This is a genomic window from Nautilia sp. (genome assembly GCF_053994455.1).
Window position 1 is genome coordinate 1 of record NZ_JBMYAU010000004.1, and the last position, 26,898, is coordinate 26,898.

Annotated in this window: 29 protein-coding genes and 1 pseudogene; 13 read left to right on the forward strand and 17 right to left on the reverse strand. The window is 38.1% G+C overall.

Translation table 11 applies throughout. The features are described from left to right. The 8 genes from ACXJIE_RS00170 to mltG all read right to left on the reverse strand — a co-directional run. A partial coding sequence (locus tag ACXJIE_RS00170; protein ID WP_456478960.1) for a phosphoadenosine phosphosulfate reductase domain-containing protein occupies positions 1 to 558 on the reverse strand: 558 nt, incomplete at its 3' end. 164 nt (positions 559 to 722) lie between these two features. Then, complete coding sequence (gene sucD / locus ACXJIE_RS00175) at positions 723 to 1,601, reverse strand: succinate--CoA ligase subunit alpha (protein WP_456478961.1); 879 nt, start codon at positions 1,599 to 1,601, stop codon at positions 723 to 725. Beyond that, a complete protein-coding gene (sucC, locus tag ACXJIE_RS00180; RefSeq protein ID WP_456478962.1) occupies positions 1,601 to 2,773 on the reverse strand; it encodes an ADP-forming succinate--CoA ligase subunit beta in 1,173 nt (390 codons plus the stop codon). Before sucC ends, sucD begins: the two co-directional genes overlap by 1 nt. A gap of 27 nt (positions 2,774 to 2,800) precedes the next feature. After that, positions 2,801 to 3,355 carry a Fe-S-containing hydro-lyase gene (locus ACXJIE_RS00185; protein ID WP_456478963.1) on the reverse strand — a complete coding sequence of 185 codons (555 nt, stop codon included), beginning with the start codon at positions 3,353 to 3,355 and terminating at the stop codon, positions 2,801 to 2,803. A 9-nt stretch (positions 3,356 to 3,364) separates the two neighbouring features. Continuing rightward, positions 3,365 to 4,225 (reverse strand): fumarate hydratase, encoded by an 861-nt coding sequence (locus tag ACXJIE_RS00190; RefSeq protein WP_456478964.1) that lies wholly within the window; start codon positions 4,223 to 4,225, stop codon positions 3,365 to 3,367. After that, positions 4,222 to 5,172, reverse strand: a complete 951-nt coding sequence (mdh, locus tag ACXJIE_RS00195; RefSeq protein WP_456478965.1) for a malate dehydrogenase — start codon at positions 5,170 to 5,172, stop codon at positions 4,222 to 4,224. Before mdh ends, ACXJIE_RS00190 begins: the two co-directional genes overlap by 4 nt. Positions 5,173 to 5,208: 36 nt before the next feature. Continuing rightward, complete coding sequence (locus tag ACXJIE_RS00200; RefSeq protein ID WP_456478966.1) at positions 5,209 to 7,428, reverse strand: NADP-dependent isocitrate dehydrogenase; 2,220 nt, start codon at positions 7,426 to 7,428, stop codon at positions 5,209 to 5,211. 101 nt (positions 7,429 to 7,529) lie between these two features. Beyond that, positions 7,530 to 8,450, reverse strand: coding sequence for an endolytic transglycosylase MltG (gene mltG / locus ACXJIE_RS00205; protein WP_456478967.1), 921 nt, complete (start codon positions 8,448 to 8,450; stop codon positions 7,530 to 7,532). Here mltG and ACXJIE_RS00210 point away from each other — a divergent pair. Continuing rightward, positions 8,389 to 11,280, forward strand: coding sequence for a YhdP family protein (locus ACXJIE_RS00210; protein ID WP_456478968.1), 2,892 nt, complete (start codon positions 8,389 to 8,391; stop codon positions 11,278 to 11,280). The two genes, mltG and ACXJIE_RS00210, sit on opposite strands and share 62 nt — an antisense overlap. Here the strand turns inward: ACXJIE_RS00210 and ACXJIE_RS00215 are convergent. The 8 genes from ACXJIE_RS00215 to mobB all read right to left on the reverse strand — a co-directional run bounded on the left by ACXJIE_RS00215 (position 11,277) and on the right by mobB (position 18,970). Continuing rightward, positions 11,277 to 11,642 carry a heat shock protein transcriptional repressor HspR gene (locus ACXJIE_RS00215; RefSeq protein WP_456478969.1) on the reverse strand — a complete coding sequence of 122 codons (366 nt, stop codon included), beginning with the start codon at positions 11,640 to 11,642 and terminating at the stop codon, positions 11,277 to 11,279. The two genes, ACXJIE_RS00210 and ACXJIE_RS00215, sit on opposite strands and share 4 nt — an antisense overlap. A gap of 54 nt (positions 11,643 to 11,696) precedes the next feature. Then, complete coding sequence (locus tag ACXJIE_RS00220) at positions 11,697 to 12,554, reverse strand: DnaJ C-terminal domain-containing protein (RefSeq protein WP_456478970.1); 858 nt, start codon at positions 12,552 to 12,554, stop codon at positions 11,697 to 11,699. Between the two features lie 194 nt (positions 12,555 to 12,748). Further along, the gene (locus ACXJIE_RS00225) at positions 12,749 to 14,113 is read right to left on the reverse strand and encodes a phosphomannomutase/phosphoglucomutase (protein WP_456478971.1); all 1,365 of its coding nucleotides are present in this window, start codon (positions 14,111 to 14,113) and stop codon (positions 12,749 to 12,751) included. 140 nt (positions 14,114 to 14,253) lie between these two features. Next, positions 14,254 to 14,835 carry an NUDIX hydrolase gene (locus tag ACXJIE_RS00230; RefSeq protein WP_456478972.1) on the reverse strand — a complete coding sequence of 194 codons (582 nt, stop codon included), beginning with the start codon at positions 14,833 to 14,835 and terminating at the stop codon, positions 14,254 to 14,256. Continuing rightward, the gene (locus ACXJIE_RS00235; RefSeq protein ID WP_456478973.1) at positions 14,832 to 15,710 is read right to left on the reverse strand and encodes a hypothetical protein; all 879 of its coding nucleotides are present in this window, start codon (positions 15,708 to 15,710) and stop codon (positions 14,832 to 14,834) included. The genes ACXJIE_RS00230 and ACXJIE_RS00235 overlap by 4 nt, the downstream gene beginning before the upstream one ends. An 8-nt stretch (positions 15,711 to 15,718) precedes the next feature. Next, positions 15,719 to 17,626 carry a methionine--tRNA ligase gene (gene metG, locus ACXJIE_RS00240; protein WP_456478974.1) on the reverse strand — a complete coding sequence of 636 codons (1,908 nt, stop codon included), beginning with the start codon at positions 17,624 to 17,626 and terminating at the stop codon, positions 15,719 to 15,721. Then, complete coding sequence (locus ACXJIE_RS00245; RefSeq protein WP_456478975.1) at positions 17,626 to 18,474, reverse strand: class 1 fructose-bisphosphatase; 849 nt, start codon at positions 18,472 to 18,474, stop codon at positions 17,626 to 17,628. Before ACXJIE_RS00245 ends, metG begins: the two co-directional genes overlap by 1 nt. A gap of 10 nt (positions 18,475 to 18,484) precedes the next feature. Continuing rightward, positions 18,485 to 18,970 (reverse strand): molybdopterin-guanine dinucleotide biosynthesis protein B, encoded by a 486-nt coding sequence (mobB, locus tag ACXJIE_RS00250; RefSeq protein ID WP_456478976.1) that lies wholly within the window; start codon positions 18,968 to 18,970, stop codon positions 18,485 to 18,487. Positions 18,971 to 19,033: 63 nt separating this feature from the next. On the opposite strand from mobB, the gene ACXJIE_RS00255 reads away from it, so the two are divergent. The 11 genes from ACXJIE_RS00255 (at position 19,034) to ACXJIE_RS00305 (ending at position 25,735) form a co-directional block, all read left to right on the forward strand. Continuing rightward, complete coding sequence (locus ACXJIE_RS00255; protein ID WP_456478977.1) at positions 19,034 to 20,287, forward strand: MgtC/SapB family protein; 1,254 nt, start codon at positions 19,034 to 19,036, stop codon at positions 20,285 to 20,287. A 62-nt stretch (positions 20,288 to 20,349) separates the two neighbouring features. Next, positions 20,350 to 20,850, forward strand: coding sequence for a 3-isopropylmalate dehydratase small subunit (gene leuD / locus ACXJIE_RS00260; protein ID WP_456478978.1), 501 nt, complete (start codon positions 20,350 to 20,352; stop codon positions 20,848 to 20,850). Then, complete coding sequence (leuB, locus tag ACXJIE_RS00265; protein ID WP_456478979.1) at positions 20,847 to 21,911, forward strand: 3-isopropylmalate dehydrogenase; 1,065 nt, start codon at positions 20,847 to 20,849, stop codon at positions 21,909 to 21,911. Before leuD ends, leuB begins: the two co-directional genes overlap by 4 nt. Further along, positions 21,898 to 22,140 (forward strand): tetratricopeptide repeat-containing protein, encoded by a 243-nt coding sequence (locus ACXJIE_RS00270; protein WP_456478980.1) that lies wholly within the window; start codon positions 21,898 to 21,900, stop codon positions 22,138 to 22,140. The genes leuB and ACXJIE_RS00270 overlap by 14 nt, the downstream gene beginning before the upstream one ends. Before the next feature lie 8 nt (positions 22,141 to 22,148). Then, entirely contained in the window at positions 22,149 to 22,397 is a 249-nt protein-coding gene (locus ACXJIE_RS00275; RefSeq protein WP_456478981.1) for a CiaD-like domain-containing protein, read from the forward strand. Between the two features lie 13 nt (positions 22,398 to 22,410). Continuing rightward, positions 22,411 to 23,466, forward strand: coding sequence for a tRNA nucleotidyltransferase/poly(A) polymerase-related protein (locus ACXJIE_RS00280; RefSeq protein ID WP_456478982.1), 1,056 nt, complete (start codon positions 22,411 to 22,413; stop codon positions 23,464 to 23,466). A gap of 1 nt (position 23,467) precedes the next feature. Beyond that, the gene (purU, locus tag ACXJIE_RS00285) at positions 23,468 to 24,295 is read left to right on the forward strand and encodes a formyltetrahydrofolate deformylase (protein WP_456478983.1); all 828 of its coding nucleotides are present in this window, start codon (positions 23,468 to 23,470) and stop codon (positions 24,293 to 24,295) included. A 12-nt stretch (positions 24,296 to 24,307) separates the two neighbouring features. Beyond that, a complete protein-coding gene (locus ACXJIE_RS00290) occupies positions 24,308 to 24,442 on the forward strand; it encodes a flagellar M-ring protein FliF (protein ID WP_456478984.1) in 135 nt (44 codons plus the stop codon). After that, a complete protein-coding gene (locus tag ACXJIE_RS00295; RefSeq protein WP_456478985.1) occupies positions 24,435 to 24,893 on the forward strand; it encodes a tRNA (cytidine(34)-2'-O)-methyltransferase in 459 nt (152 codons plus the stop codon). The genes ACXJIE_RS00290 and ACXJIE_RS00295 overlap by 8 nt, the downstream gene beginning before the upstream one ends. Next, positions 24,890 to 25,381, forward strand: coding sequence for a hypothetical protein (locus tag ACXJIE_RS00300; protein ID WP_456478986.1), 492 nt, complete (start codon positions 24,890 to 24,892; stop codon positions 25,379 to 25,381). Before ACXJIE_RS00295 ends, ACXJIE_RS00300 begins: the two co-directional genes overlap by 4 nt. Further along, positions 25,382 to 25,735, forward strand: a complete 354-nt coding sequence (locus ACXJIE_RS00305) for a nitrous oxide-stimulated promoter family protein (protein ID WP_456478987.1) — start codon at positions 25,382 to 25,384, stop codon at positions 25,733 to 25,735. It abuts the gene before it with no gap. On the opposite strand, the gene ACXJIE_RS00310 is transcribed toward ACXJIE_RS00305, so the two are convergent. Further along, positions 25,722 to 26,639: a hypothetical protein gene (locus tag ACXJIE_RS00310; RefSeq protein ID WP_456478988.1), complete on the reverse strand. Its 918-nt coding sequence runs from the start codon at positions 26,637 to 26,639 to the stop codon at positions 25,722 to 25,724. The two genes, ACXJIE_RS00305 and ACXJIE_RS00310, sit on opposite strands and share 14 nt — an antisense overlap. Positions 26,640 to 26,688: 49 nt before the next feature. Here ACXJIE_RS00310 and ACXJIE_RS00315 point away from each other — a divergent pair. Continuing rightward, positions 26,689 to 26,898 (forward strand): annotated as a pseudogene (locus ACXJIE_RS00315) (OmpP1/FadL family transporter); the annotation flags it as partial.

A 26,898-nucleotide genomic window follows, 5' to 3' on the forward strand; every position in this document is an offset into this window, starting at 1 on the left:
GTATATTTTTTGATAATGTTTTTGGGTTCTTTTAATAGTTTCATAAGTTTGCGGAAGTTCCATTGTTGTATCTGTAAAAACAACCTTATATTGCCGCGGTTCAAGCGCAATGGTAACCAAATCAAGCAATACCTGAGAATCTTTTCCTCCGCTAAAAGCAACTACAAAAAAATCAACCTTATCTTTATATTCTTTATAAATCTTTTTTATAAATTCTATTGCTTCATTTTTTAAAGTTTCGATCTGCTTTTTATTTTCATTAATAAGTTCTTCTAAATTTACAGGTTTTAAAGAAATATCCTTTTTATAAATTTCAAGTTTCGGGGCATTATATAAATCCCCACCTACTGTTTTTGCTATTTTCTCACCATGATAATAATAATCCCTACCAATCGCCCAAAGCAAAGGTTCTTCACATTTTGGATAATTCCAATACTTATTAAACCCTAACAAATCCAATTCTTCATAATAAACGGGTCTTGGAGGCATTATTACCTCACTCGTGAAATCATTTAATCTAGGTATGTTTTTTTCTTTAATCCATTCTATTTTATACATAAAGCTCCTATATGTTTATTTAAAATATTTGGAATTATATCAAAGCAAATTTATGTTTATAAAAATAATTTTTTTCATTAATTATTTGTTTTACTTTTTTCTACCATCTTAATTAGTGACAGACACTAGAATTATTAACAAAAAAAAAGAAAAAGAAAGAGGAATTATTTTTTCTCTTTAAGAGCTTTAGCGACGGTTGCACCGATATCCGCAGGAGATTTTACAACATAAACGCCGGCCTCTTCAAGCGCCGCCATTTTTTCAGCCGCAGTACCTTTACTTCCGCTAATAATTGCGCCTGCATGCCCCATTCTTTTACCTTTAGGCGCAGTCTGACCCGCAATAAACGCAATTACAGGTTTGCTGATCTGCTCTTTTATAAGTTTTGCCGCCTGAATTTCAAGATCCCCTCCGATTTCACCGATCATAACGATTGCTTCGGTTTCAGGGTCAGCTTCGAACATTGGTAAAAGTTGTTTGTAACTTAAACCAATAATTGGGTCTCCACCAATACCGACGGCAGTGGTGATACCGAATCCTTCTTTTACCACCTGGTTACTTGCTTCGTAAGTAAGTGTACCTGATTTAGAAATAAGTCCGACATTTCCTTTTTTGAAAATATTACCCGGCATAATTCCGATTTTACACTCTTCAGCTGTAATGATTCCGGGACAGTTAGGTCCGATTGTATTCATGCCTTTTTTCTGAGCGTAATGTTTGGCATACATCATATCCTTAACAGGTGCGCCTTCTGTAATAATTACGGCAAGTTCGATACCCGCATCGGCAGCTTCCATAACTGCGTCGGCAACGAATGCAGGCGGAACGAAAATCATACTCACAGTCGCACCCGTAGCTTCAACAGCATCAGCCACCGTATTGAATACAGGCTTTCCGAGGTGAGTCATCCCGCCTTTGTTAGGTGTGACTCCCCCGACAATCTGCGTTCCGTACGCCATACACTGTTCGGCGTGGAAAGTCCCTTCTTTTCCTGTAAAACCTTGAACTATTACTTTTGTGTCTTTATTAACCAAAATACTCATTATAGCTCTCCTTTCGCAGCAGCAACAGCTTTTTTAGCACCGTCTTTAAGATTTTCGGCTGGAACAATGTTTTTAATATTCGCATTTCTTAAAATTTCAGCAGCTTCCTCGGCATTTGTACCGTCAAGTCTTACGATTACAGGAACGTTTACTTCTACTTTTTCGGTCGCCTGTAAAATACCGTTTGCTATACGGTCACATCTTACGATACCTCCGAAAATATTAACGAAAATCGATTTAACGTTAGGATCGCTTAAAATTATTTCAAATCCTTTCGCAACCGTATCGGGATTAGCCCCACCACCGACGTCTAAGAAGTTCGCAGGCTCTCCGCCTTCGTGTTTGATAATATCCATAGTGGCCATCGCAAGTCCGGCACCGTTAACCATACATCCGACATTACCGTCAAGTTTAATATAGCTTAATCCGTATTTTTTAGCCTCCACTTCAGTAGGCTCTTCTTCGTCCAAATCTCTCATTTCAGCAATTTCAGGGTGTTTATAAAGCGCGTTGTCGTCAAATCCCATTTTTGCGTCAAGTGCTAAAAATTTTCCGTCACCCGTTTTGATTAGAGGGTTGATTTCTATCATTTCGGCATCGTTGTCCATATACACTTTATATAAAGCGGTAGCGAATTTAATAAATTCTCTCTGTTCTTCTTTAGGAAGCCCGAGTCCGAATGCCAGTTTTCTTGCATGGAACGGCTGGAATCCTATTGCAGGGTCGATTGCCACTTTAATAATTTTTTCAGGTGTTTTTGCCGCTACTTCTTCAATTTCCATACCGCCTTCTGTTGAAGCCATCATTACAGGCATTTCAAGTGCTCTGTCAAGCACCATACCAAGGTATAGTTCGTCTTTAATATCCGCACCTTCTTCGATATAAACTTTTTTTACCACTTTTCCTTCAGGCCCTGTCTGATGGGTCACAAGCGTCATTCCGAGCATCTCTTCGGCGATTTTTTCCACTTCATCAAGACTTTTTGCCAATTTTACACCGCCGGCCTTACCTCTTCCACCTGCATGAATCTGGGCTTTTACAACCCATAAATCCCCTCCGAGCTCTTCAGCCACTCTTCTTGCCTCCGGCCCGGTAAACGCAACGCCGCCTCTCGGAGTCGGCACACCGTATTTTCTAAATATCTCTTTTGCCTGATATTCATGAATGTTCATCTATACTCCTTTCAATAGTTTAAATAATTATTTCTGTTCCCACTGGGCTCTTCCCTGCTCATACAAATCATTACCGTAACAGTCGTTGACGACAACGACGGGAAGATCTTCCACTTCAAGTTTTCTGATAGCCTCGGGTCCCAATTCCGGATAGGCGATAACTTCGGCTTTTTTAATTCTCTGTGCAAGCAGAGCCCCAGCACCGCCTGTGGCTCCGAAATACACCGCCTTATATTTTTTACACGCTTCTTTTACCGCTTCGTTTCTTTTCCCTTTACCGATCATTCCTTTTTGACCGTGTTCAATCAGTATAGGGGAATAACTGTCCATTCTGTAACTCGTAGTAGGCCCCGCGCTTCCGATAGGGTCACCCGGTTTCGGAGGGGTAGGACCGACAAAATAAATAACGCTGCCTTTAAGATCAAAAGGAAGTTCTTCTCCTTTTTCAATCAAATCCACAAGTCTTTTATGAGCCGCATCCCTTGCCGTGTAGATTACTCCCGTAAGATATACGATATCCCCTGCTTTTAATTTTTCCACGTCCGCATCGGTTAACGGAGTTTTTAATCTGTATTCAGCCATTGTTTCTCCTTAAATGGTTATATGAGAGTGTCTGCTGCTGTGACACTGAATATTTACCGCTACAGGTAATGATGCGATATGACACATTCTGTTTTCATACGTTTCAATATGTACGGCAAGTACGGTCTGAGTACCGCCCATACCCATAGCACCGATTCCGAGTTTATTGAGCTCTTCTTTAAGCTCGGCTTCAAATTCCGCCATTTCCGGATCCGGGTTTTCAGTTCCGATACTTCTGAAAAGTGCATGTTTACTCATCACAGCCGCCATATCGAAACTTCCTCCGATACCTACACCTACCACCAACGGAGGACAAGGGTTCGGACCCGCGTCGCTTACGACTTTTTTTACAAACTCTTTAATTCCCGGCTTACCCTGAGCGGGAGCCAAAACGGTGGCGCGCGATACGTTTTCGCTTCCACCGCCTTTTGCGGCGTATTCGATTTCTATTTTATCACCCGGCACAAGGTCAAAATATATCACCGGAGGAAGGTTGTATCCCGCTTTGTCTTTAAGGTTCGCCCTTGTAAAGCAGTCGCATGTAGAAGCTCTTAAATACCCTTCTTCATACCCTTTTTTCGTTCCTTCATAAATTGCATCCCTTAAAGTTCCGCCTTCAACTTTTACGTCTTCTCCGACTTTGACGAAATATATAGCAAGCCCTGTGTCCTGACATAAAGGTTTCCAGTCTTTCTCCGCTATTTCGGCATTTTCAAGAAGCTGTTTAAGAACAGCCTTGCTGACCTCGCTTTTTTCCTCTTCGTACGCTTTTTTAAGCGCTTCAAGCATATCGGGAGCCAAGTGGGTTGTTGAGTAGATAATCATATCCCTGATTGATTTTACTATATCGTCATATTTAACTACTCTCATTTTACATCCTTTAAAAAGTCTTTGTTTAAAATATCCACCATCTCTTTTACGGCGCCTACGCTTTTTCTGAAAAGCTCTTTTTCACACGGATCAAGAGTTACTTCTATAACTTTTTCGGCACCGTCTTTACCAATCATAACCGGTACTCCGTTTACAATATCCTTATACCCGTATTCCCCGTCAAGATATGCCGCGCACGGGAATATCTGTTTTGAATCCCTTAAAATAGCCTCAACCATAATAGCCGTCGATTTTCCGGGTGCGAAATACGCGCTTCCCGTTTTAAGGTAACCAACAATCTCGGCACCGGCTTTTTTGGTTCTTTCAACTACTTCGTCAATCTCTTTTTGAGACAAAAGATCACTCAAAGGCACACCCGCAACAGTAGAATATTTAGGAAGCGGCACCATAAAATCGCCGTGCCCTCCTATTACGCTCGCCCTGATCTGACCGGCTCCGTATCCTAATTTTTCATAAATAAAATACGCCATTCTCGCACTGTCAAGAATCCCAGCCATTCCGATCACTCTGTTTTTTGGAAAACCCGAAACTTTAAGAGCCGTATAAGTCATTGCGTCAAGCGGATTCGACACGACTATCAAAATCGCATCGGGAGCCACTTCTTTTACCTGAGTGACGACATCTTTCATTATTTCAGCGTTTTTGAATAAAAGATCTTCTCTCGTCATTCCGGGTTTTCTTGGAAATCCCGCGGTTATTACGACAACTTTGCTTCCTTTTACGTCTACATAACTACGTGCAGCTCTTACAATGGAATGGCTTCTCACAGCACTTGCGGCATGGCTCATATCAAGCGCTTTACCTTTTGCCCTGTCCGTATCCCTGTCAACAAGAATTATCTCATGAGCAAGCCCTTGCATTGCAAGAGAATATGCAACGATACTTCCGACATTTCCCGCACCCACTATTGATACTTTATTTGACATTTTAAGCCTTTAAAATAAAATAATCCCGAAAAGGGATTATCTTAAAGCATCTATAATTTTATTAAATGTCTCACTCGGTCTCATATATTCAGCCACTTTTTCTTCGTTCGGATGGTAATATCCTTCGATTTCAGCAGGTTTGCCTTCCGCTGCCGCAATTTCGCTTAAGATTTTTTCTTCGTTCGCTTTAAGTTCTTTCGCAATCGGTTTAAATTTAGCTTCAAGTTCGGCATCACCGCAGTTTGCAAGCTCATCAGCCCAGTATCTCGCCAAATAATAATGGCTTCCCCTGTTGTCAAGCTGACCTACTTTTCTTTTTGGTGTTTTGTCGTTTTCAAGATATTTGCCTACCGCTCTGTTTAGTGCGTCGGCAATAATTTCCGCTTTTTCGTTCGCTCCCTGTTTTCTTGCAAGTTTAAGCGATTCAACGGTTGCAAGGAATTCACCGAGGCTGTCCCATCTTAAGTGACCTTCTTTAATGAACTGTTCAACATGTTTAGGAGCAGAACCGCCGGCACCTGTTTCATATAATCCGCCGCCTGCAAGCAACGGAACGATTGAAAGTGTTCTTGCACTCGTTCCGACTTCAATAATCGGAAAGAGGTCAGTCAGATAATCTCTTAGTACGTTTCCTGTTACGGAAATAGTGCCTTCTCCGTTTCTGAATCTTCTTAGGGTATATCTCATGGCTTTTTGAGGTGCCATAATGTAATATTCAACACCTTCAAGATCATATTCAGGCATATATTTTAAAACTTTTCTGATAAGCTGAGCGTCATGAGCCCTGTTGCTGTCAAGCCAGAACACTATCGGAAGTCCGCTGTCTTTCGCTCTTTCAACCGCAAGTCTGATCCAGTCCTTAATTGCGATGTCTTTTGCGCTGTACGCTCTGAACACGTCGCCTTTTCCGACTTCGAAAGTAAACAGTGTGTTTCCTTCACCGTCAAGTACAAGGAATTTACCGTCAGTCGGTGCGAAAAACGTTTTGTCATGGCTTCCGTATTCTTCAGCTTTTTTAGCCATAAGGCCTACGTTTTGAACAGTTCCGATTTTAGTAGGATCGAACTGTCCGTTTTTAACGATGTCAGCTACAATTTCTTTATACATTGTTGCATAAGTTCTGTCAGGTACAGTGATTACCAAATCTTCCACTTCACCGTCAGGTCCCCAGCCTTTTAGTCCGTTTTTGATTGTAGCCGGGATTGAAGCGTCTACAATTACGTCGTTCGGTCTGTGAAGATTCGTAATTCCTTTATCGGAATCCACCATATATTGTCTCGGCTGCTCTTTATAGATTTCATCGATTGTGTCAAGAATCGCTTTTTTCTTCTCTTCAGGAAGTTTGTCAAGTTTTGCATATAAATCAGCCAAACCGTTTCTCGGGTTGAATCCTATTTCTTCAAGAACTTTTCCGAATTTGTCGAAAAGTTTTTTGTAATATACTCTGATCGCATAATCAAAGAAGGTAGGATCGGACACTTTCATCATTGTTCCCTTAACGTGTAAAGAGAACAGAATGTCTTTTTCTTTCGCGTCGCTTATTACTTTGTCAAAGAATCTGCTCAGTTCTTCTACGTTTAATGTTGCCGCAGAGAAAACCTCTCCCGCTTCCACAGGAACTTCTTTAAGCTCTTTTTTGTTACCCGCATTGTCTTCAAATACGATTTTTACAGTCTGGTCTTTATCGCTTGTAAAGCTCTGCTCGCTTTCGTAGAAGTCTTTTTTCTCCATGTGGGCAACATAAGATTTAGAATCGGAACTAACAGGTTTCATGCTGTGCGGATGCATTTTTGCGTAGTTTTTAACAGGCTCCGCAAGTCTTCTGTCGGAATTACCTTCTCTAAGTACCGGGTTAACGTTTGAGCCTACGCATTTTAAATATTTTAATTTAATTTTTTCTTCTTCTGCGTTTTTAGGCTCTTCCGGAAAATCAGGCAGAGGGTATCCCTGAGACTGAAGTTCTTTAATTGTCGCAACAAGCTGCGGAACCGAAGCCGAAATGTTCGGAAGTTTAATTACGTTTGCTTCAGGTTTTTTTACAAGCTCACCGAGATACGCAAGCTCGTCAAACTGTCTTAAGTTCTCAGGCAGCATATCTGAAAATTCAGCAATAACCCTTCCCGCAAGTGAAATATCTCTAAGTTCCCAGTTAATATTCGCATCTTTTGTAAAAGCCTCCATAATCGGAAGTAAACTGAATGTCGCCAAGTACGGTGCTTCGTCAATCTTTGTCCATACGATTGTAGGATTCGCCATATATTCTCCTTTTGGTTTTTTTATTGATTAAATTTTATCACCTTTTATACGAAAAGTAACAATTTTTATTTTTAAATGAACTTGAATGTTACTAAATGAAACTACTTCCTGCATTTTTTTATGTTTCTTAAATGTTGTTTATATGTGACCGCAAAAAGATGTTTACTTCCGCATTTTACAAAATACAAATATTTTGATTTTTCAGGAAATATTGCCGCAATAACGGCCTCACGGCTCGGAATGCACACGGGTACTGAAGGCAGACCGTAATATTTGTATGTGTTGAATCTTGATTTGTCGTTTTGAATAATAAAATGGGTTACTATTCTGTGAGAATATTTTCCGTAGTTTAAACTGCCGTCCATCTGCAGCTTCATATGTTTTTTAAGCCTGTTGTATATAACGGAGCTTATTTTTTTCATTTCGTCGGTACCGGCCGCCTCTTTTTGAATAATACTTGCGATTATGAGATATTTTTTATATTTGTCATAATTAAATTTACCGAATATTTTTTTACAAATCTCCTTATGATACTCAAGCGATTTTCTTTTAAGATAGGCACAGACATTTTTTTCACTCATACCTATAGGCAGAAAATATGTCTCGGGTTTTAAAAAGCCTTCCTCAAAGCTGCAGTTCAGTTTCTTCAGCTTCAATTTTCCGGCTATTTTTTTATAAACGTAATACGTGGTTTCACCGGGTATAATGGTTATTTTAACAAGCGCCGCTTTCGAAGTGGTAAGTTTATACAAAAAATCAAGTTTAGTAAGGTTCCCGCTTTTTAGATCAATCCAGCCCGCCTGTGGGGAACCTATGAAATATAATAAAAATTTATCGAAAAACCCGACGTCATATCCTCTTTTTTGCAATGATTTTATAGTATAATTAACACTGCCGTTGGGTATATAAACAACCCTGTCCGTACGTACATCTCTTGTAAAATAAAAAAGGGCGAAAACAGTGAACACAAGCAGCAATTCGGTCAAAGCCATAGCATTTACGATTATTCTTTTTTTATTCATATTGTTTATATCCCTTTTCAAAGGTATTTACTTATACGACATCAGATTTAAAAACGTTTACGTAAAAAAACTTTTTTTAAAAATAGATCATAAAATTGTACTCAAAATAAACGGCGTTAAAATCGAAAACAATAAAAATTACACAAAACAGGCCGCCAATCTTAACAAAACAATACTGACTTTTACAAAATACTCAGGTATTTTCGAAGACATCTCAATAAAATCGCTATATTATGACAAATACAAAATCGACAGTGTCGAAATCAAAAACAACAGACTCACACTGTTTTCAGACTTTATAAAGACAAAAGCCATTTTAAATCCGGACATAAAACATTCATACGTAAATTTCATATACATTTCAATTCCTTCTTACGGTCTGCTGCTCAAAAACGTGGTTGTAAACCTGAAATTTTACGATTCTTTAATAACCGCCGAAGGTTTCGGGGAGCTTAACAAAAAGCGGATAGATTTTGACGCCGCCCTTCAAAAAAACAATATTTTAACAATGGATCTCTTCGGAAAAAAAATCATTTACGATTATATTATACCTGTTAAACTCCAGGATGTTTCCCTCTTTGGAAAAATAGATTTGAATTATCTGAAATACGCAATATCGGCAAATATAAACTCAGCCGAATTCAAATACAAAAAAATGGGGTGTAGAATTAAAAAACTTTCCTTTAAGACAACGGATAAAAACATACGCCTAAGAGCAGAATCATTGAGCTGCACACAGTTTAAGAATTTTAAATCCGTTTATGTGCGGGGGCTGAAACTTTCATATAACATACCTAACGAATTTTTAATATTAAATTCTTCGCATATTTCTTTCAAATATTTAAAATACACGGTTAATATGAAACAAAACGAACTTATTTTTAAAAACATAAAAAACCTAAATTTTAAAAACGGAACCCTTTCGATAAAAGACAAAACATACAAGGTGATTTTGAAAGACAATCTGTTAAACATCTTTAACAATTACACTTTTTATTCACTCGACAGGGGTGAATTCGTCTCTAAAAACGTTAAACTGAAATCAAGCGAAATTTTAGGAGATCTTAAAAAAATATTCACACATAAAATAAAAGGCAAATTATACGGGTTCGATACGGAAATTAACGAAATAGAAGCGAATATTAAACAAAAAACGATAAAAGCCCGAAACGCTTCGATAAATAATGTAAAAGCAAAAAACATTACGTTCGGACAAAACACTTTAATCCTTGCTTCAGACTCCCTCTTCGACAAAAACGTCAAAGCTCTGATAAAAAAATTTTTATCCATAGACGTACCGCTTACCCAGATAGGAGGCCGCAACGAAATAAACGCTTCCGTCTCTTTTTACAACCATTTTAAAAACTTACACGTAAACACACGGATACATACAAAAAACTCCCTTTTCAAATTATACGATTTCAGTATATTCACACCTGACTCGCACATCCTGATAACAAACGACAGCCTTGCTTTCAAAACGGAAAAAAGCAAACTGTTTTTCAATAAAAATCTTTTTCTCGGATTCGAAGGAAACGGAGAAGTTGATTTCAATCAAAGCAAAATATCGCTTGAAGGGACGGTGGATTTTAATATAAAAAACATTATAAACCTTAAAAATTATAAAGAAAAAGCCGTTATAGACTTTAACAAAAACATATTAAAAACAGTCAATTCTTCCGTTTTCATAGATTTTTACAAAAAAATGCTGATAATAAACCCCCTTGAAAAGATCCTAAAATACACCGCTTTTAAAGAATTTGTAAAAAACGGCATCCTTTTAATAACTTTCGGTAAAAATATGGATATCACCACATATTTTCTGCTTAAACTTCCGATATTTTACAGACACAACAACGACCCCTTAACCAAACAGCCTGTAGGCGGCGTAATACACAAAACGTTTTTAAACATAAACGTAGGAAAAATTATCGAGGTGTTCAACGACAATGTAAAAATAAAAATCAACGACAAGGAGATAAAAGCGTCGATAGAAAACTGGGATATAAACCTGCTACCGCTTGAAAAACTTATGCTGAAATCCGAAAACACAAGCAACGATTTCAATTACAGTGTTTATCTTTATTCGAACAATGCAAACTTAATATATAAAACACATAAATTTCTCTCACAGACTTCCACTTTCGAGTATAAAAACAACAAACTTAAATTCCATTCAATTTTTAAACACTCATCGGTAAAAGGTTATACGAAAAACAATTATCTGCTGATGGAAGGACACAATTTTTCAAACGAAGAGTTTAAAGCGTTCCTTCCTAAATTCAATTTCTTTAACGAAATAAACCTTGATTTCGTACTGGTAAAATCCCCTGACGATTTTTATACGGGTAAAATCTACATTAACCATGCAGTGGTAAAAGAATTAAAAACACTTAATAACATCATAGCGTTTATCAACACGGTTCCGTCCCTTTTATCGTTTTCATCGCCGGGTTTTTCCTCTAAAGGATATAAAATAGAAAAAGGATATGTAAACTATCTTCTTTACAAAAAAATACTTTACATAAAAGAAGCGAAAATAACAGGTGAAAATCTGGATTTTTACGGTAAGGGATATGTGGATTTCAATAAAAATTATATATTTTTGAAAATAACTGCCAATATGAAAATGAAACTGAAAAAGATTCCTATAATAGGAAAAGGGCTCAGTTACCTGCTATTCGGAAAAGACGGAAGCATAGACGTAAAAATGGTGGTTAAAGGGGATATAAACAACCCCAAAGTTAAAGAAGACATAGGAAAAGACATTCTCCTCACGCCTTTTAAACTCTTTAAAAGGGCGATAACACTGCCGTTTAATATTTTTTAGTCTTCTTTGGTAGGAATAAGTATAAGCTGGTAATTTTCTTTTTTTATTACCACACTTCTGTTTCTGGGAATCTGCCCCTGCTGTTTTTTTAGATTTTCTATTTCCCTTTGAAGGTTTTCTATCTCCTCTTTAAGCTGAAGAATTATTTCCACACCTGCAAGATTTACACCCAAATCCCTTACCAATGAAAGTATAAGTTTTAACCTGTCTATATCCCTTTGAGAATAAAGTCTCATTTTCCCTTCGGTTCTGCTGGGTTTAATAAGCCCTTCCCTTTCATACTGCCTGAGCGTCTGCGGATGGATGTTTAATATTTTACTCACCACGCTTATTAAATATACCGGTTCGTCATAACTGTACATTCTCACCTCCTTTTTCATTGGTTTCGGACAGCAAGCGACTGTCCGCCAACTTGATTATTCGGGCAACTTCTCTTTCATCAATTTTACCAGTTCTTCATCCAGTTCCTCAATTTTAGGCAACACGGGTCTTAATTCCAGGTACAAATTACCGTCTTTCACACCGTAACCTTTTACCCTGAGTTTCTGACAGCACTTAGAATTTCGGGGCACTTTTACATTTATATGCCCTTTAAACGTATCCACGCCTATTTTACCGCCGAACATCATTGTTTTCAAAGGCACATTCACTTTTTTATACAAATCGTTCCCTTTTCTCTCCCACTCAGGATGAGGGGTTACTTCAACCTCAAGAATTAAATCGCCCCTGTGCCCTTGAAGGGTTTTACCCTTTCCTCTTACTCTCAGTTTTTGACCGGTTTTTATTCCTTCAGGGATTTTTACCTTAATACTTTCCCCGTTAAGGTTAATGGTATAAACACCGCCTTTCATGGCCAAATCAAACGGTATCTGAATTTTTGCGTGGATGTCCAAATCAGGCGCGAAACCTCCACCGAATCCGCCGAATCCGTCAAATCCGAAACCTCCGAATCCTCCTGACGAGCGTCTTGAAAAGCCTCCGCCGAATATCTGTGAAAGGATTTCTTCCAAATCCACATCTTTATGCTGCCTGTAAAAATCCTGAAAGTTCTGTCCGTTAAACATCGTATCGCCCATCTGATCGTACTGTTTACGTTTTTCTTCATCTCCGAGGATTTCGTAAGCGGTGTTTATTTCCTTAAATTTCTCCTCGCATTCCGGTTTTTTACAAATATCCGGATGATATTTTCTTGCAAGCTTTCTGTAAGCTTTTTTAATTTCGTCCTGGGTTGCGTTTTCGCTCACACCCAAAACTTCATACAAACTTTTACTCATTTCCCCTCCTTTGAATTATACTATATATGAAATTTTATTGCAATATTATACAATAATATTGAGTCAATGTCAATCAAGGTTTTCGAAACGTTTTTTTCCGTTTATTAATTACGAAAAGCAAAACACCCGGGTTATATAAAAAGAAAATATAAAATTAAAAAAAGGAAAGAAAACAGCAGTTTTTTACTGCCGGTTTAGAGAAAGCGATTTAATATATCTCCGAGTTTTTTCTGTATCGATTTAAGGGAGTCTTCACTTTTAGCTTCAAACCTCGTTACTAAAACAGGTGTCGTATTGCTTGCCCTTACAAGTCCCCAGCCGTCTTCAAAAACAACCCTCACACCGTCGACGTCAACAATGTTTTTTATATGAAGCTCTTTTTTGTGTTCGTTTAAATAACGTTTTAATTCGTCTATGATTTTAAATTTTTTATCTTCTGTGGTTTTCACTTTCAATTCGTCGGTGTTGTACACTTTAGGGAGTTTTTCAAATTCCGCCGCAAAATCAAAACCTTCTTTAATAAGCTCTATAATCCTGAAAGCCACATAAACGGCGTCGTCTATTCCGAAATATCTGTCATTGAAAAATATATGGCCACTTACTTCCGCCGCAAGATCGCAGTTCTCTTTTTTCAGCAGCGTTTTTAAATTGCTGTGCCCGGTTTTATACATAATTGCCCGCCCGAATTTATTTATTTCGTCATACATCACCTGAGAAGCTTTCACCTCGCTGATTACACACGGATTTTTCATTTTTTTTGCAAAAAAATACGCCAGAATGTCGCCTTTATAATTGTATTTCTGATCCAAAAAGGCTATTCTGTCGGCATCTCCGTCAAATGCGAAAGCGTACTTTCTTCCTTTTTTCAAAGCTTCGTAAACATCTTTTAAATTTTCCTCTTCGGTAGGATCCGGATGGTGGTTTGGAAACGTACCGTCGGGTTCTTCAAACAGTATTTCGTAATCTTTAACCCCAACCTTTTTAAGCAGATCGTTTAAAACAACACCGGCCACACCGTTTCCGCAGTCAAAAACCGCATTAAGTTCAAGACCTTTAAGATGGGAAAACTGATTTGCAAGATAATCGACATAATCGTTTTTTAAATCGTATTTTACGGTATGTGTGTTGTTTTCTATTTCTATACCGCTGTTTAAAACCTCATCCGCAAGGGCATATATTTCCCTGCCGTAAAAAGGCGCTTTGTTAATAGTGATTTTAAATCCGTTATATTCCGGCGGATTGTGAGAACCGGTAATCTGAATGCTTCCGCCGATTTCCACACGGCCCTCTCCTTCGATACATAAAGGCCTGAAATTTGCAAAATAATTAGCCCCCGTCGGCAGCATACCGCCGCTTATCACTTTTTTGCCCGCTTTGTTCAGCCCGCTTACAAGCCAGTCGTGTAGTACGGGAGAATGTTCTCTTGCGTCGAAACTTACAAAAACATATTCCCCGTCGATTTTATTTCCTAAAAAATAGCCTATTTTTTTAACGATATCTTCGGTTAAATCTTTTTCAAAAATACCCCTTATGTCATATTCTCTAAATATGTGCGTCATATCTTCTCCTTTATTCTTTATTTAAATGTTTTATTATACCAATTCCGGTTAAATTATATGTTTTTAAAAAACTGAAAACTTGCTAATTTAAGATATTTAATTATTTTTCACCCCGCCGCTTTTCAGGTAATCAGGTTCATTTACTCATTGTCCATTTTACATTTTCCATTGATATTATATATCCACCACAACATCGCAAATTTAGCCCCCGGTGTCAAAACGACTCCTTCGTCGAATATACTCTCATACACCTTATGCGAAGGAATTAAAACGACTTCTATATCCTCGTCGTCTATCCCGCCGCCTTCGTTTACTTTCATATCCTGATTTACTTCGGCATAAAATATTTCCTGATTAGCAGCTCCGTTTCCAACATTCGCCCACGTCGAGGTAATTTTTTTAATACCGCTCACATTCACATCATATCCGCACTCTTCTAATATTTCCTCTTTTGCTATTTCGATGTTGGGTTTATCCTTGTCGCAGAGCCCCGCACACAGCTCAAGTGTATAGCCTTCGGCGTTTTTGAGATAGACGGGCAGTCTGAACTGTTTTACCAGTACAAGGGAATCAAGATCCGTATCATATATTAAAACGGAAACACTGTCATAAGAGCTGCACACTTCCCATCTTCTTTTTTTGCCGAAATAATCAAAAAAAACCTCTTTGAGTTCTAAAAACCTCCCTTTTCCAATTGTTTTTACAGATTCGATTTTTATCAAAACAGACTCTCCTCCTCTTTTTTTTCGTTAAGTTCGGGTTTGAAACCGACAACCATTGCAAAATTGAAACTTTCCTTTAAAAGATACGAACATTCTTTATTTACGACAAACGTTTTCGCGTGTTTAGTGTTCTCAATTAAATAATTAAGTTCTTTAAAAAAATATTCGTCATTTTCAACACCCGTTATAAGAACCTTTTCACTTTGTCCGTATTCAACCTCTCTGAATTTAAAATCCACAAACACCGGTTTAAATCTTTCAAGTTCAAATTCAAGCGTATGTTTTAAAGAGTTGTTTTCAAAAAACCTCAGCGCCTTAGCAAACTCTTCCCTGTAAACAAACGGCAGGTTTATCTCCGTATTTCGGTATTTGGATTTAAAAAGAGAGATTTTTTCAAGAGTTACGGCATCGGAAGAAAGCGTTATGACGTTGGAAAAAAGATTCTTATAAAACGGTTTTGAGGTAACTAAATATTTGTTGGTAAGATTGAGCGCGTTTAAGAGGTCTTTATATGTTTCTAAAATAACGACTTCTTTGTTAAGGTTCATCTTATCTATTATATGACAGGTGATTTTGTCACAGTAATATATTTCCGTTTTAAGGTTTTCGTATTTGAATATGTCTATAACGGCCTTTTCGACGGAATCGGCTTTAATCCAGGCTATTTCTTTATCGGTAATATTTTCATAACTTTCCGAAACTATTGCATAAGCGCCGTTTTTAACCGCTTTTTCTATATCCTTTTTATCGGAAACAAAAAAACAGCCCCCTCTTACCACTTTTTCCGGTTCGTCAGTAAAAGAAGTAACCTCACTGATGTAAGGGGAATTTAAAAGCTCCCCCCCTATCAGATTCACAAGTGTTTCTATTTTCAATTGAGCCCTTATTTTATAGGTGTTCCGGGTTTTTTAGGTTTTTCAGGTCTAATCAGGCTAAATCCGCTTTCATCCTTGGCGCCTAAAAGCATTCCTTCGCTCATCATACCCATAAGTTTTGCGGGTTTAAGGTTTGCCACAACACACACATAAGTGTCTATAAGCTCTTTGGGTTTGTAATATTCTTTAATCCCGGCTATGATCTGTCTCGGTTTCTCTTCGCCGAGATCCACTTCAAGCCTCAGGAGTTTTTTGGACTTTTTCACTTCTTCGGCAGCCACGACTTTTCCTATTTTGAGCTCGGTTTTAAAAAATTCGTCTATGGTAATGAGATTCTGGGGTTTTTCCTCTTTTACCTCAGGTTTTTTCATAAGAGGAGCTTCTATTTTAGGGAAAAGCGGAGGGATTTTTTCAATGACGAAATCTTCAAGAAGCTTCCCTTCCATTATATTTTTGAAACTTTCCGGTGTTATTTCAAACCCCAAAGCAGAGGCTATTTTTTGAGTGGTTTTAGGCATAACCGCATGCAAATTTACAGCCGTTACAGCCAGCAGGTTCGAAATTAGTCCCAAAAGAGCCTGAGCTTTTTCCTCCTCACCGTTTTTCATAAGCTCCCACGGTTTATACGTATCTATTGCCTTGTTTCCGATTGCAGGGACTTTCCAAAGCTCTTCAAGAAATTTATGTATCTGCATTTTCCAAAGATACGTTTCTTCTAAGTTACTAACAATTTCTCTTGCTTCATTAAGTTCGTTTGAATAATATTTTTCCACGTTTTCGCTTGTAATTTTTCCGCCGAAATATTTATAAGCCATCCCTATTATTCTGTTTAAGAGGTTGCCGAGATCGTTTCCAAGGTCATTATTGATTCTGTCGATTAAAGCTTTTTCGCTGAAATCGCCGTCCGCCCCGAAAGGGACTTCTCTTAGCATAAAATATCTGAAATTCTCAAGCCCGTACGCATCGGCCACGTCTTTAGGATTGATGACGTTTCCTTTACTTTTACTCATTTTTTCACCGTCTCTCGTCCACCATCCGTGAGCCGCTATCACCTTCGGAAGTTCATATCCTATGCTCATTAAAAACGCCGGCCAGTAAACCGCATGGAATTTAAGAATATCTTTTCCGACTATATGAAGTTTCGCCGGCCAGTATTTCTTTACAAGTTTGTCGTTTTCACTGCCGTATCCGAGCGCCGTTAAATAATTAAACAGTGCGTCAAGCCATACGTAAACGACATGTTTAGGATCGTTTATCTCGGGAGGAAGTTTCACGCCCCATTCAAAAGACGTTCTGGTAATAGAGAGGTCTTTAAGCCCCTCTTCTACGAATCTTATAACCTCGTTGGCTTTAGCTTCGGGTAAAATCGGTTTTTTGTTTTTGAGCCACTCAAGCAGCCTGTCCTGATATTTTGAAAGTCTGAAAAAATAACTTTCTTCTTTAATAATTCTCGTAGGTTTTCCGCAGTCGGGACAGAGTTCGTCGTTTACAAGCTGTGAAGGGGCCACAAAACTTTCGCAGCTCACACAGTAATGCCCTTCATAATAGTCTTTATATATGTCGCCTTTTTCATACATATCCAAAAACGCTTTTTGAACCCCTTTTTTATGCGCTTCGTCCGTGGTTCTGATAAATTTGTCGTAACTGATTTCAAACTCATCCCAAAGCGCTTTGAATTTACCGCTTATTTCGTCCGCGTATTCTTTTGGAGACTTTCCTCTTTTTTTAGCCGCCTCTTCGATTTTCTGCCCGTGTTCGTCGGTACCGGTCAGAAAAAACGTATCAATTCCCTTAAGTCTTGCATACCTTGCCACCATATCGGCTATTATGGTTGTATACGCATGCCCTATATGTGGAATGTCGTTTACGTAATATATAGGTGTCGTAAGATAATATGTTTTACACTTGTCACTCATTATTCAGCCCCTTCGTATGTTTTTAAAACTTTTTTTATTTCGTAATTGCTTCCGAAAAAGCATGGTGTGGTGTCGTGATATCCGTCCACTCCCTGGTCCAAAAGAGCGTTTTTCCCGTCAACCGCAAGACCTCCCGCTTTATTGAAAACATACGCAAAAGGAAACACTTCAAACAGTTTTCTCAGTTTACCCTTCGGCTTATCAGCCGTTGCGGGATATGCGAAAAGCCCCCCTCCTTTTAAAAGAATCTGATGTAAATCGGGAACCATCCCCCCGCTGTATCTGAGTCTGTACCCTTCTTTGAAAAAACTGTCAATCATTTCTTTATGATAAGGATACCAGTGTTTCTGGGTACCTCCGGGTCCTAAAATTTTCCCTTTTTCACCGAGTTTGAGCTCTTTTACATATTCAAACTCGTCTGTCCGCTCATTCAACCTGAAAAGTTCGACGGTATCCCTCGCCACAACCATTTCGACCCTCGGACCGTAAACAACATAAACGGCCGCAACTATATTGGCCCCGCTGTATCCGCCCTTGTAAATACCGAAAATACTTCCGACACTCAAATCAACGTCAATCAGACTGCTTCCGTCAAGGGGATCATACGCCACAAGATATTCCCCTTTCTCGTTTGCGGGCATGGCGTCTTCTTTTTCCTCACTTATTATTTCCGCTACACTCGGTGTTTTTAAAAGATACTTTTCCACTATTTCGTCACTTATAACGTCCAATTTTACCTGAATGTCGCCGCTTGCGTTTTGCGACTCCACCTTCCCCGTGTCTTTCGTTTTTATTGCGTCTTTTATTTCAACGGCTATTTTTTGAATAGAATTGATAATTTCCGTCATTTTAGCTCCTTTATATGTCTTCGGCGTTTTTCAACACCCATTCGATTATCTGGTCCGTATCGTTCAAATCCAAAATTTCTATGTTTTCCGGTATTTTGCTTCTGTCCACGCTTTCGTCCACCGCAACGGCTTTTATATACCTGAAATAGCTCTCATCGGCACTTCCTCTAAAAACTCCGAGTCTCGGAAGAGGGAGATATTTAAGGCCCTCCACGAGCAAAATGTCGAAATCGTTTATCATCTCGACTATTTCGTCAAGGGATTTCTGTCTGTGGGAAAAATAGGTCGTACGCGTAGGGGACGTTACCACCACTTCCGCGCCGGTCTGGTAAAACTTATAACTGTCTTTGCCTTCGGTATCGAATTTCGCCTTATCGGAAGGATCGTTTTTAACAATGGCGATTTTATACGAGCTTATTAGCCTCTTGGCCACTTTTTCAATCAGAGTGGTCTTTCCGGAATTGCTCGGCCCGGTAAATGCTACGGCTTTTCTCAAATCAGTCCTTTTTTTGCATAATTTTATCAAAAATTTTATTATAATTATTAAAAAGGCTTTAATATGCAGCCCGAAATTTTAAAAGCCCTTTTTATAACCTCCGTTTTGGGCCTTGTTATAGGGTTGGAAAGGAGCGTTTCCTTTTCACAGGAAAACGAAAAGGGGTTTGCCGGCAGCAGAACTTTTTTACTGATATCCCTTTTCGGCTATATTTCGGCATGGATTAATGAAAAAATCGATTTTTTCCTTTTAACGAGCTTTTTCATCATAGGACTCATCGTTACTACGGCATATTTTTTAAAGGTTTACCGTTATTCGAAACAAGGAACGACAACCCACATAGCCGCTATGATAACATTCTGCCTCGGCGTGCTGGTGTTTTACAAACTGACAGATTACGCCGTATTTATAGCCGTTATAACCGTACTTACCCTCAATCTGAAAACAAAACTGAAAAAAATAGAAAGCAGTCTTACCGCTAAAGAGATAAACGCGGGCGTTCTGCTTTTGGTTATGAGTTTTATTCTTCTGCCCATACTTCCGAACAGAATGATAGGGCCTTTCGGTCTGTTTAATCCTTACAAAACATGGCTTATGGCCATAATAATAGCCCTTCTTTCGTTTACAGGTTATCTGGGTATAAAATTTTTCGGGGAAAAAAAGGGGATTTTATTCACTGCGGCGGCAGGGGGGTTTATAAGCTCCACAGCCGTAACAGCTTCCCTTTCGGCCATGTACAAAAATACAAACAACTCCCTGCACACATACATATCGGCAATAGTGGCGGCAAATTCTTTGATGTTTGCAAGAGTTCTTATTGAAGCTTATATTACAAACCCGGATCTGCTGAAAATCTTGTTTTTTCCTTACACGGCAGCTTTTGTTTACGGACTCGGCTACTCGTACTATTTTTACAAAAAATCCTCCCAAAATTTAACCACTTCAATTAAAAAACTCGAAAAAAACCCCCTTGAACTGAACGAAGCGTTAAAATTCGCCTTTTTGTTCGCACTGATTTACGCACTGGTGGAATACGCAAATAAAAATTTCGGAAACACGGGAATGTATGTGGTATCCTTTATCTCAGGATTTACCGATGTGGACGCCATAACGCTCTCCCTCGGCGAACTGAGCAAAAAATCTCTGTCAATAACTTCCGCGGCTGCCGGCATAACAACCGCCTCATTAAGCAATACTTTAACAAAATTTCTAATAGTGCTCTTTTTTTCAAAACGGCTCGCTAAAAAAACTGCGGCTTTTTTTATTCCCGAAATATTAATTTTATCCGGTGTTTATTTAATAATATGTTTTACATAAACCGGATACGGATTTCTTTTTTGAACTCATTTTTGATAAAATTCAGCAAAAAAAGGACTTTTATGAACATAATCACCGGAAGAGTCTGGAAATTCGGAGACAACATCGACACTGATTTAATCATTCCGGCAAGATATTTAAACACGTCGGATCCCCACGAACTCGCAAAACACGTAATGGAAGACGCGGACCCGGAATTTCCGTCCAAAGTAAGACCGGGCGACATTATCGTGGCCGGTTACAATTTCGGAAGCGGTTCAAGCCGCGAACACGCGCCCATTGCGCTTAAAGCGGCGGGCGTAGCGGCCGTAATAGCCAAAAGCTTCGCAAGGATATTTTACAGAAACAGTTTTAATATGGGGCTTCCTATTTTCGAACTTCTTGAAAGCGACGAAATAAACGAGGGGGATTTGGTAAAAATAGATCTCGACAACGGAATAATCCACAACGTGGATACGGGAAAAGACTACAAATTCACACCTGTTCCCGAATTTATGCAAGAGCTCATAGCGGCTGGCGGACTTATTAATTTCGCCAAAGAAATGTTAAAGGAAAAAAGATGAAAAATTATAAAATCGCTATTATAAAAGGAGACGGCATAGGTCCTGAAATTGTCGAAGAAGCCATAAAAGTGCTTGATGCCGTCGCAAGCAGGGAAGGTTTTAACCTTGAATACAACGAATACCTTTTAGGAGGCGCCGCCGTAGACGTGTTCGACAATCCGTGTCCCGACGAAACCGTCAAAGGCAGCCTGAATTCCGACGCTATACTCTTCGGAGCCATAGGAGGACCGAAATGGGAAAGCCTTCCCAAAGAAAAAAGACCCGAATCGGGACTGCTTAAACTCAGAAAATCGTTAGGCCTTTTTGCCAACATAAGACCGGCCATAATTTTCGACGAACTCGTAAACGCCTCAAGCCTGAAACCCGAAGTCATCAAAGGGGTGGATCTGACGGTGGTAAGAGAACTCACAGGCGGTATTTATTTCGGGGAGCCGAGATACAAAGACGACAACAAAGCATACAATACAATGGTTTACAGCAGGGACGAAATCGCAAGAATTGCAAAAGTGGCTTTCGAAGAAGCGAGCAAAAGAAATAAAAAAGTAACTTCTGTGGATAAAGCAAACGTTTTGGAAGTCAGTGAGCTTTGGCGTGAGGTTGTGGAGGAAGTCGCTAAAAACTATCCTGAGGTAGAACTTGAACATATGTATGTGGATAATGCCGCCATGCAGCTCGTGCGGGATCCAAAACAGTTCGACGTTATTTTGACGGGGAATATTTTCGGTGATATTTTAAGCGACGAAGCGAGTATGATAGTAGGAAGTATCGGACTTCTTCCGAGTGCAAGCGTAGGAGGAAAAGTAGGGCTGTTCGAACCCATTCACGGAAGCGCGCCTGACATTGCCGGACAGGGAATCGCCAATCCCATAGCGACAATACTGAGCGCAGCGATGATGCTTGACTTTTTAAACGAAACCTCAGCGGCCGAAAGAATAAGAGAGGCGATTAAAAAGGTTCTTAAAGAAGGTTACAGAACAAAAGACTTAGCCGCTTTTGACGCTAAAGAAGTGGTGACAACAAGCGAAATGGGAAGTTTAATAGCAGACAATGCCGCTGACTAAGACCAAAATATACGCAAGAATACTTGAAGCGCAGGGGTTTAAACAAGAAGCCCTCGAAATTTATGAAGAACTCTTAAAACAAAGAGACGACAGGGAAATAAAAGAAGCCGTGGAAAGATTAAAAAAAAGAAAATTTTTTGAAGGCGTCAATGTTTTAAAACTGAAAGAATTCAACGAAATCAACCAGTTAAACAGATACGAATTTGAAAAATGGTTAAGCGGAATTTAAGGAAGGATATGGATTTAAAAGAGACCATATTAGAAACCCTTCAGGAGATAGAATCGGGGGCTCTAAACGAAGAGGATTCGACTGAAAACAGTAATAAATGCGACGAAGAATTTTTAAAACATATAAAAGAGAGAATATTGGTTCTTTTTGAGGGTCTTCAGTCCCCCAATACGGAAAACCTTGATGTAAAACTGGACGTTACGCTCAATTTTTTAGAATATCTGCTTGTAAAAATTGACGAAAAACTCAAAAAATAACTGAGAATTGAGAATGGAGAATGAAGAATTAATTTATCTTAAAAAATTTTTAGCTTCTTTTACTTCCCGTGTATATTTAGTCGGAGGGTGTGTTCGTGACGAAATATTAGGAATTAAATCAAAAGAATTCGATATAGAGGTATATGACGTAGATCCGGAAACATTCGATAGGCTTATGCAAAAACTCGGTGCTAAAGGTGTGGGTAAAAGCTTTTTCGTTTATAAATGGAAAAATTTCGACATCTCTCTTCCGAGGACGGAAACAAAAACATCAAAAGGACACAGAGGATTTAAAGTCGCACTTACACAGGATGAAAAGAGCGCTTCAAAAAGACGCGATTTTACAATGAACGCCCTTATGAAAAACATTTACACAAACGAAATTCTCGATTTCTGGGGAGGTATTGAAGATATAAAAAACCGTATTATCAGACACATCGACGACAAAACTTTCATCGAGGATCCTCTGCGTGTTTTAAGGGCGATGCAGTTTGCAAGCAGGTTGAAGTTTAAAGTCGATAAAAAAACTATTCAACTTTGTAAAACACTCGATTTAAACGAACTTTCAAAAGATAGAATATTTATGGAATTTGAAAAAATGTTTAAAAGCAAATATTTATATTACGGCTTTTATTATTTTATAATGTTAAAAATTGCAGAAAAACTTTTAAATATTACATTTAACAAAAAAGAGTTTTTCCGTCTGGCCAAAATTTACAAAACAAATCCGATTGAAGGTTATTTTTTATACCACTTAAGATACTGCAAAAACATCGCCGCGGAAAAAATTATAAACTCCCTAAACCTCCCTAATTATCTAAAACGGCAGATAAAAATAAAAAAACTGCCTCACAGGGTTACAAACAGGTTTCTTTACGCCCTTGCGCTTAAACACCCTTTAAAGACATTCAGCATATTAAACGGAAGGTGCTGCGAAAAGTGGATAAAATCGCAAAACCTGTGGGAGAAAAAATACAGACCGAGAAAAATAGATCCCGAAAATCCCAAAAAGTCGATTCTGACAGAAATCAAAAATTATGATAAAATCCTAATTAAAAAGAAGGGATAGTATGAAATATACTCTTTTGATTCAATGCGACGATAAAAAAGGGCTTGTATATAAAATTTCAAAAGTTCTTTATGAAAACGATTTTAACATCGAAACCCAGCAGGAATTCGTCGACAAAGAAAACGACAAATTCTTCTTCCGTGCTGTAATAGCCGGTGAAGTGGACAAAGAAAACCTAAAAAACGAAATATTAAAAGAAGTTCCCTGCGCAGATGTTAAAATTTTCAAAAAAAGAAAAAAAAGACTTTTCTTGCTTGCCACAAAAGAAGCCCATGCGCTCGGCGACATTTTAATCAAACAGTATTCGGGCGATTTGGAAGTGGAAATAATCGGAGTAATCGCCAACAGGGAAAATTTAAAAGACCTTGTGGAAAAATTCGACATCCCTTTTTATTATGTTCCGGCCGAAGGAAAAAGCAGGGTCGAACACGAAAACGAAATGCTTGAAATCATAAAACCCACAAACCCGGATTTTATAATACTTGCAAAATTTATGAGAATACTCACACCGAATTTCGTAGAAGAGTTCCCGAATAAAATAATCAATATTCACCATTCTTTCCTTCCCGCCTTCATCGGTGCAAACCCTTACAAACAGGCTTATGACAGAGGAGTCAAAATCATAGGCGCAACCGCACATTTCGTAAACAACAACCTTGACGACGGTCCCATTATCGAACAGGACGTAATCAGGGTTGATCACGAAATGAGCTGGGAAGAGATGAGGGTCCAGGGGCGGGATATTGAAAAAATAGTTCTGACAAGAGCAATCAAAAAAGCCATTGAAGACAGGATTTTCGTATATGCCAACAAAACGATAATTCTTTAAAAATAGTGAAAAATGAACAGTGAAAAATTAAACGAAGAGATAAAATACCGTATCATCAAAGACAGACTGAGGAATATATTTTTTAAAAAACCTAAGGCTGTGGCTAAAATACTCGAACATCTTATAAAAAGGTCAAAACGTGTTTAACATCGTTCTTTTTAACCCTCAAATTCCGCCGAATACGGGAAACATAGGAAGGCTTTGCGTAAACGCAGGGGCTAAGTTGCATATAGTCAAACCCATAGGGTTTGACATAAGCGAAAAAGCCGTGAAAAGGGCCGGGCTCGATTACTGGGACAAGCTTGACTTAAAAGTATGGGAAAACAGTGAAGAATTTTTCAGTTTTGCCGATATAAAGAGATGTTTTTTTGCAACGACAAAAACAAAAACGCCTTATTTTTCCGTAAATTTTAAAAAAGGCGATTTTATTATATTTGGAAGCGAAACAAAAGGCATAGACGAAAACATATTAAAAAAACATCCCGAAAGATGTATTACCATACCTATGACAAAAGAAGGCAGAAGCCTTAATCTGGCCGTAAGTGCGGGAATTATTCTGTATGAGGCCATAAGACAAAACTTTAAAGGCGTTCTATGAGAAGAAAAAAAAGAAAAAACGAAGATTTAAACAAATATCTTCTGGACGGAAAAGAGTTCAAAATTTTTATCTCCCTACAAAAAAAACTGAAACATTATCTTGAACTTTTAAACCATCTTTATGAAACGAAAAACATAAAATACACGATTATGTTTATAAAATCATCCGAAAAAAGCATTAAAGAAACACTTTCCAACATAAGAAAAACGGATATATTTTTAAAAGTTCCCTACACTCAAAACCATTACATATTACTTCTTCAAAACACGGAAAGCAAATCCGCCGTTGAATTCGGAAGCAGACTGACAAGCCTCATTAACAGAACCTTTATGCTGAACAAAAAAAACATTACACATAAAGTTGCCTTAATAGCTTTTGGAAAAAAACCTCCGGAACTTATCGAAGTGTGTTACGAAATCCTTTATATAATGAAACAGTTTAAGGAAAACAGCGGCAACGACTACTGGGTTGAAATAAAAAGGTTCTAAATGACGGTTGACAAATTCAAAAAGGAAGTGGAAACGCTCGATAAATTTTTTCAGATATACTGCAAGGAAAAACATAAAAACAGACTGAAAAGAGAATATTATATTAATTACAAAAACAGTGAAATAAAAATAGAACCCGAATTATGCGAGGAGTGTCATTCGCTTTTAGAATATGCCGTACAAAGACTAAAGGAATGTCCTCATGATCCCAAGCCGAGATGCAGAAACTGTGAAAATCCGTGTTATGAAAAAAACAAATACAAACAGATGGCGAAAATGATGAGATTTGCGGGAATGAGACTGGGGCTAACAAAAGCGGCGCAGAAAATAAAAAAAATTTTTAAAAAGAGTTAAAAAGTTTCAAATAACTCATAGCTTCCCAAAATATCGCTTCTTTGTTTTTTTCCGAATTTCTCATTTCAAGCTCTTTTTTCAAAAGATATTTCAAAAGTTCATAATAATCTTTTTCCTTAAATTTAATGGCCATTTCCACTCTTTGCTTGTTAATATGCTGAGGAAGTCTGTAACCGAGCAGACCTTCAAGGGAAGAGGAACCCGTTTTTTTAATATACAGATAATACATATACAGGTTTTTTACATATCTGATTAAAGCCGGTATTATCCTGCGGTAATCGTTTGTTTCTAAAAAAGAGTTTAACTGCTCATAAAAATCCCTGCCGCTTAAAATAAGATTGAAAAGTTCTTCAAAACTTTCCTCTTTATATTCGAAAACAAGGCGTTTAGCATCTTCTAAGGAAATCCGTTCTTTATACAAAGAAAGTTTTTCCATCTCTTTTTCCAAAAAAACGCTTTCCGTGCTTCTTGCAAGATAAAGTTTGGCCTCCCGGGAAATTTCAACACCGTATTTTTCGGCATAAACGTCAATAGTTTCGACAATTTCCCTCAGAGAAGGTTCAAAAAACCTTACAAAACTGCCTCCGAAAACATCCGGCTTTTTATTACCGTAATAAAAGAAAAAAAGATATCCGTTTCTTGCAAATTTCAACAGCTTATCGATATTTTGAGGTATTTTGTTGTGTCTGATTACCAATACGCTTTTCCCGCCGAACAGAGAAGATTCGCTCAAATGCAGTCTGGCCCTGTCGAAATCATACTCCTCGTAATACATTTTAAGTATGTTTTCATTTTTTAAAATTTCCGTTATTTTATCTTCATATGCCTTTAAATAGAAATTATTTCCGAAAAATACACAATAATTAGGAAGTTTTTTCAAGTTATCAAAATCTTTTTTATACATCGGCACCTTTTTTTGTAAAATTATACAATAAACAAAAAAAGGAGAGAAAATGAAAAAAATAATTGCCCTATCAATAATCACAAGCGCCGTTCTTTTTGGAAATGGTTATAAAATCCCCGAACAGTCATTAAGCGGTATGGCCCTGAGCGCCGCAAACGTAGCTAATGCAAGCGATGCGGACGCAAACTACTACAACCCTGCAAATATGGTTTTTAACGAAAACAAAAACAGTTTTGAATTTTTAATGACATATATAAAG

Bases quoted from the DNA above. Each gene is read 5' to 3' on its own strand.
- ACXJIE_RS00270 (WP_456478980.1), top strand. From the start codon at position 21,898: ATGCCGCTGACTAAGACCAAAATATACGCAAGAATACTTGAAGCGCAG.
- ACXJIE_RS00290 (WP_456478984.1), top strand. From the start codon at position 24,308: ATGAACAGTGAAAAATTAAACGAAGAGATAAAATACCGTATCATCAAA.
- ACXJIE_RS00310 (WP_456478988.1), bottom strand. From the start codon at position 26,639: ATGTATAAAAAAGATTTTGATAACTTGAAAAAACTTCCTAATTATTGT.
- leuD (WP_456478978.1), top strand. From the start codon at position 20,350: ATGAACATAATCACCGGAAGAGTCTGGAAATTCGGAGACAACATCGAC.
- sucC (WP_456478962.1), bottom strand. From the start codon at position 2,773: ATGAACATTCATGAATATCAGGCAAAAGAGATATTTAGAAAATACGGT.
- ACXJIE_RS00305 (WP_456478987.1), top strand. From the start codon at position 25,382: ATGACGGTTGACAAATTCAAAAAGGAAGTGGAAACGCTCGATAAATTT.
- ACXJIE_RS00185 (WP_456478963.1), bottom strand. From the start codon at position 3,355: ATGGCTGAATACAGATTAAAAACTCCGTTAACCGATGCGGACGTGGAA.
- purU (WP_456478983.1), top strand. From the start codon at position 23,468: ATGAAATATACTCTTTTGATTCAATGCGACGATAAAAAAGGGCTTGTA.
- metG (WP_456478974.1), bottom strand. From the start codon at position 17,626: ATGAGTGACAAGTGTAAAACATATTATCTTACGACACCTATATATTAC.
- ACXJIE_RS00275 (WP_456478981.1), top strand. From the start codon at position 22,149: ATGGATTTAAAAGAGACCATATTAGAAACCCTTCAGGAGATAGAATCG.
- ACXJIE_RS00225 (WP_456478971.1), bottom strand. From the start codon at position 14,113: ATGACGCACATATTTAGAGAATATGACATAAGGGGTATTTTTGAAAAA.
- ACXJIE_RS00245 (WP_456478975.1), bottom strand. From the start codon at position 18,474: ATGACGGAAATTATCAATTCTATTCAAAAAATAGCCGTTGAAATAAAA.
- ACXJIE_RS00255 (WP_456478977.1), top strand. From the start codon at position 19,034: ATGCAGCCCGAAATTTTAAAAGCCCTTTTTATAACCTCCGTTTTGGGC.
- sucD (WP_456478961.1), bottom strand. From the start codon at position 1,601: ATGAGTATTTTGGTTAATAAAGACACAAAAGTAATAGTTCAAGGTTTT.
- ACXJIE_RS00200 (WP_456478966.1), bottom strand. From the start codon at position 7,428: ATGGCGAATCCTACAATCGTATGGACAAAGATTGACGAAGCACCGTAC.
- ACXJIE_RS00215 (WP_456478969.1), bottom strand. From the start codon at position 11,642: ATGTACAGTTATGACGAACCGGTATATTTAATAAGCGTGGTGAGTAAA.
- ACXJIE_RS00300 (WP_456478986.1), top strand. From the start codon at position 24,890: ATGAGAAGAAAAAAAAGAAAAAACGAAGATTTAAACAAATATCTTCTG.
- leuB (WP_456478979.1), top strand. From the start codon at position 20,847: ATGAAAAATTATAAAATCGCTATTATAAAAGGAGACGGCATAGGTCCT.
- ACXJIE_RS00220 (WP_456478970.1), bottom strand. From the start codon at position 12,554: ATGAGTAAAAGTTTGTATGAAGTTTTGGGTGTGAGCGAAAACGCAACC.
- mltG (WP_456478967.1), bottom strand. From the start codon at position 8,450: ATGAATAAAAAAAGAATAATCGTAAATGCTATGGCTTTGACCGAATTG.
- ACXJIE_RS00280 (WP_456478982.1), top strand. From the start codon at position 22,411: ATGGAGAATGAAGAATTAATTTATCTTAAAAAATTTTTAGCTTCTTTT.
- ACXJIE_RS00190 (WP_456478964.1), bottom strand. From the start codon at position 4,225: ATGAGAGTAGTTAAATATGACGATATAGTAAAATCAATCAGGGATATG.
- mdh (WP_456478965.1), bottom strand. From the start codon at position 5,172: ATGTCAAATAAAGTATCAATAGTGGGTGCGGGAAATGTCGGAAGTATC.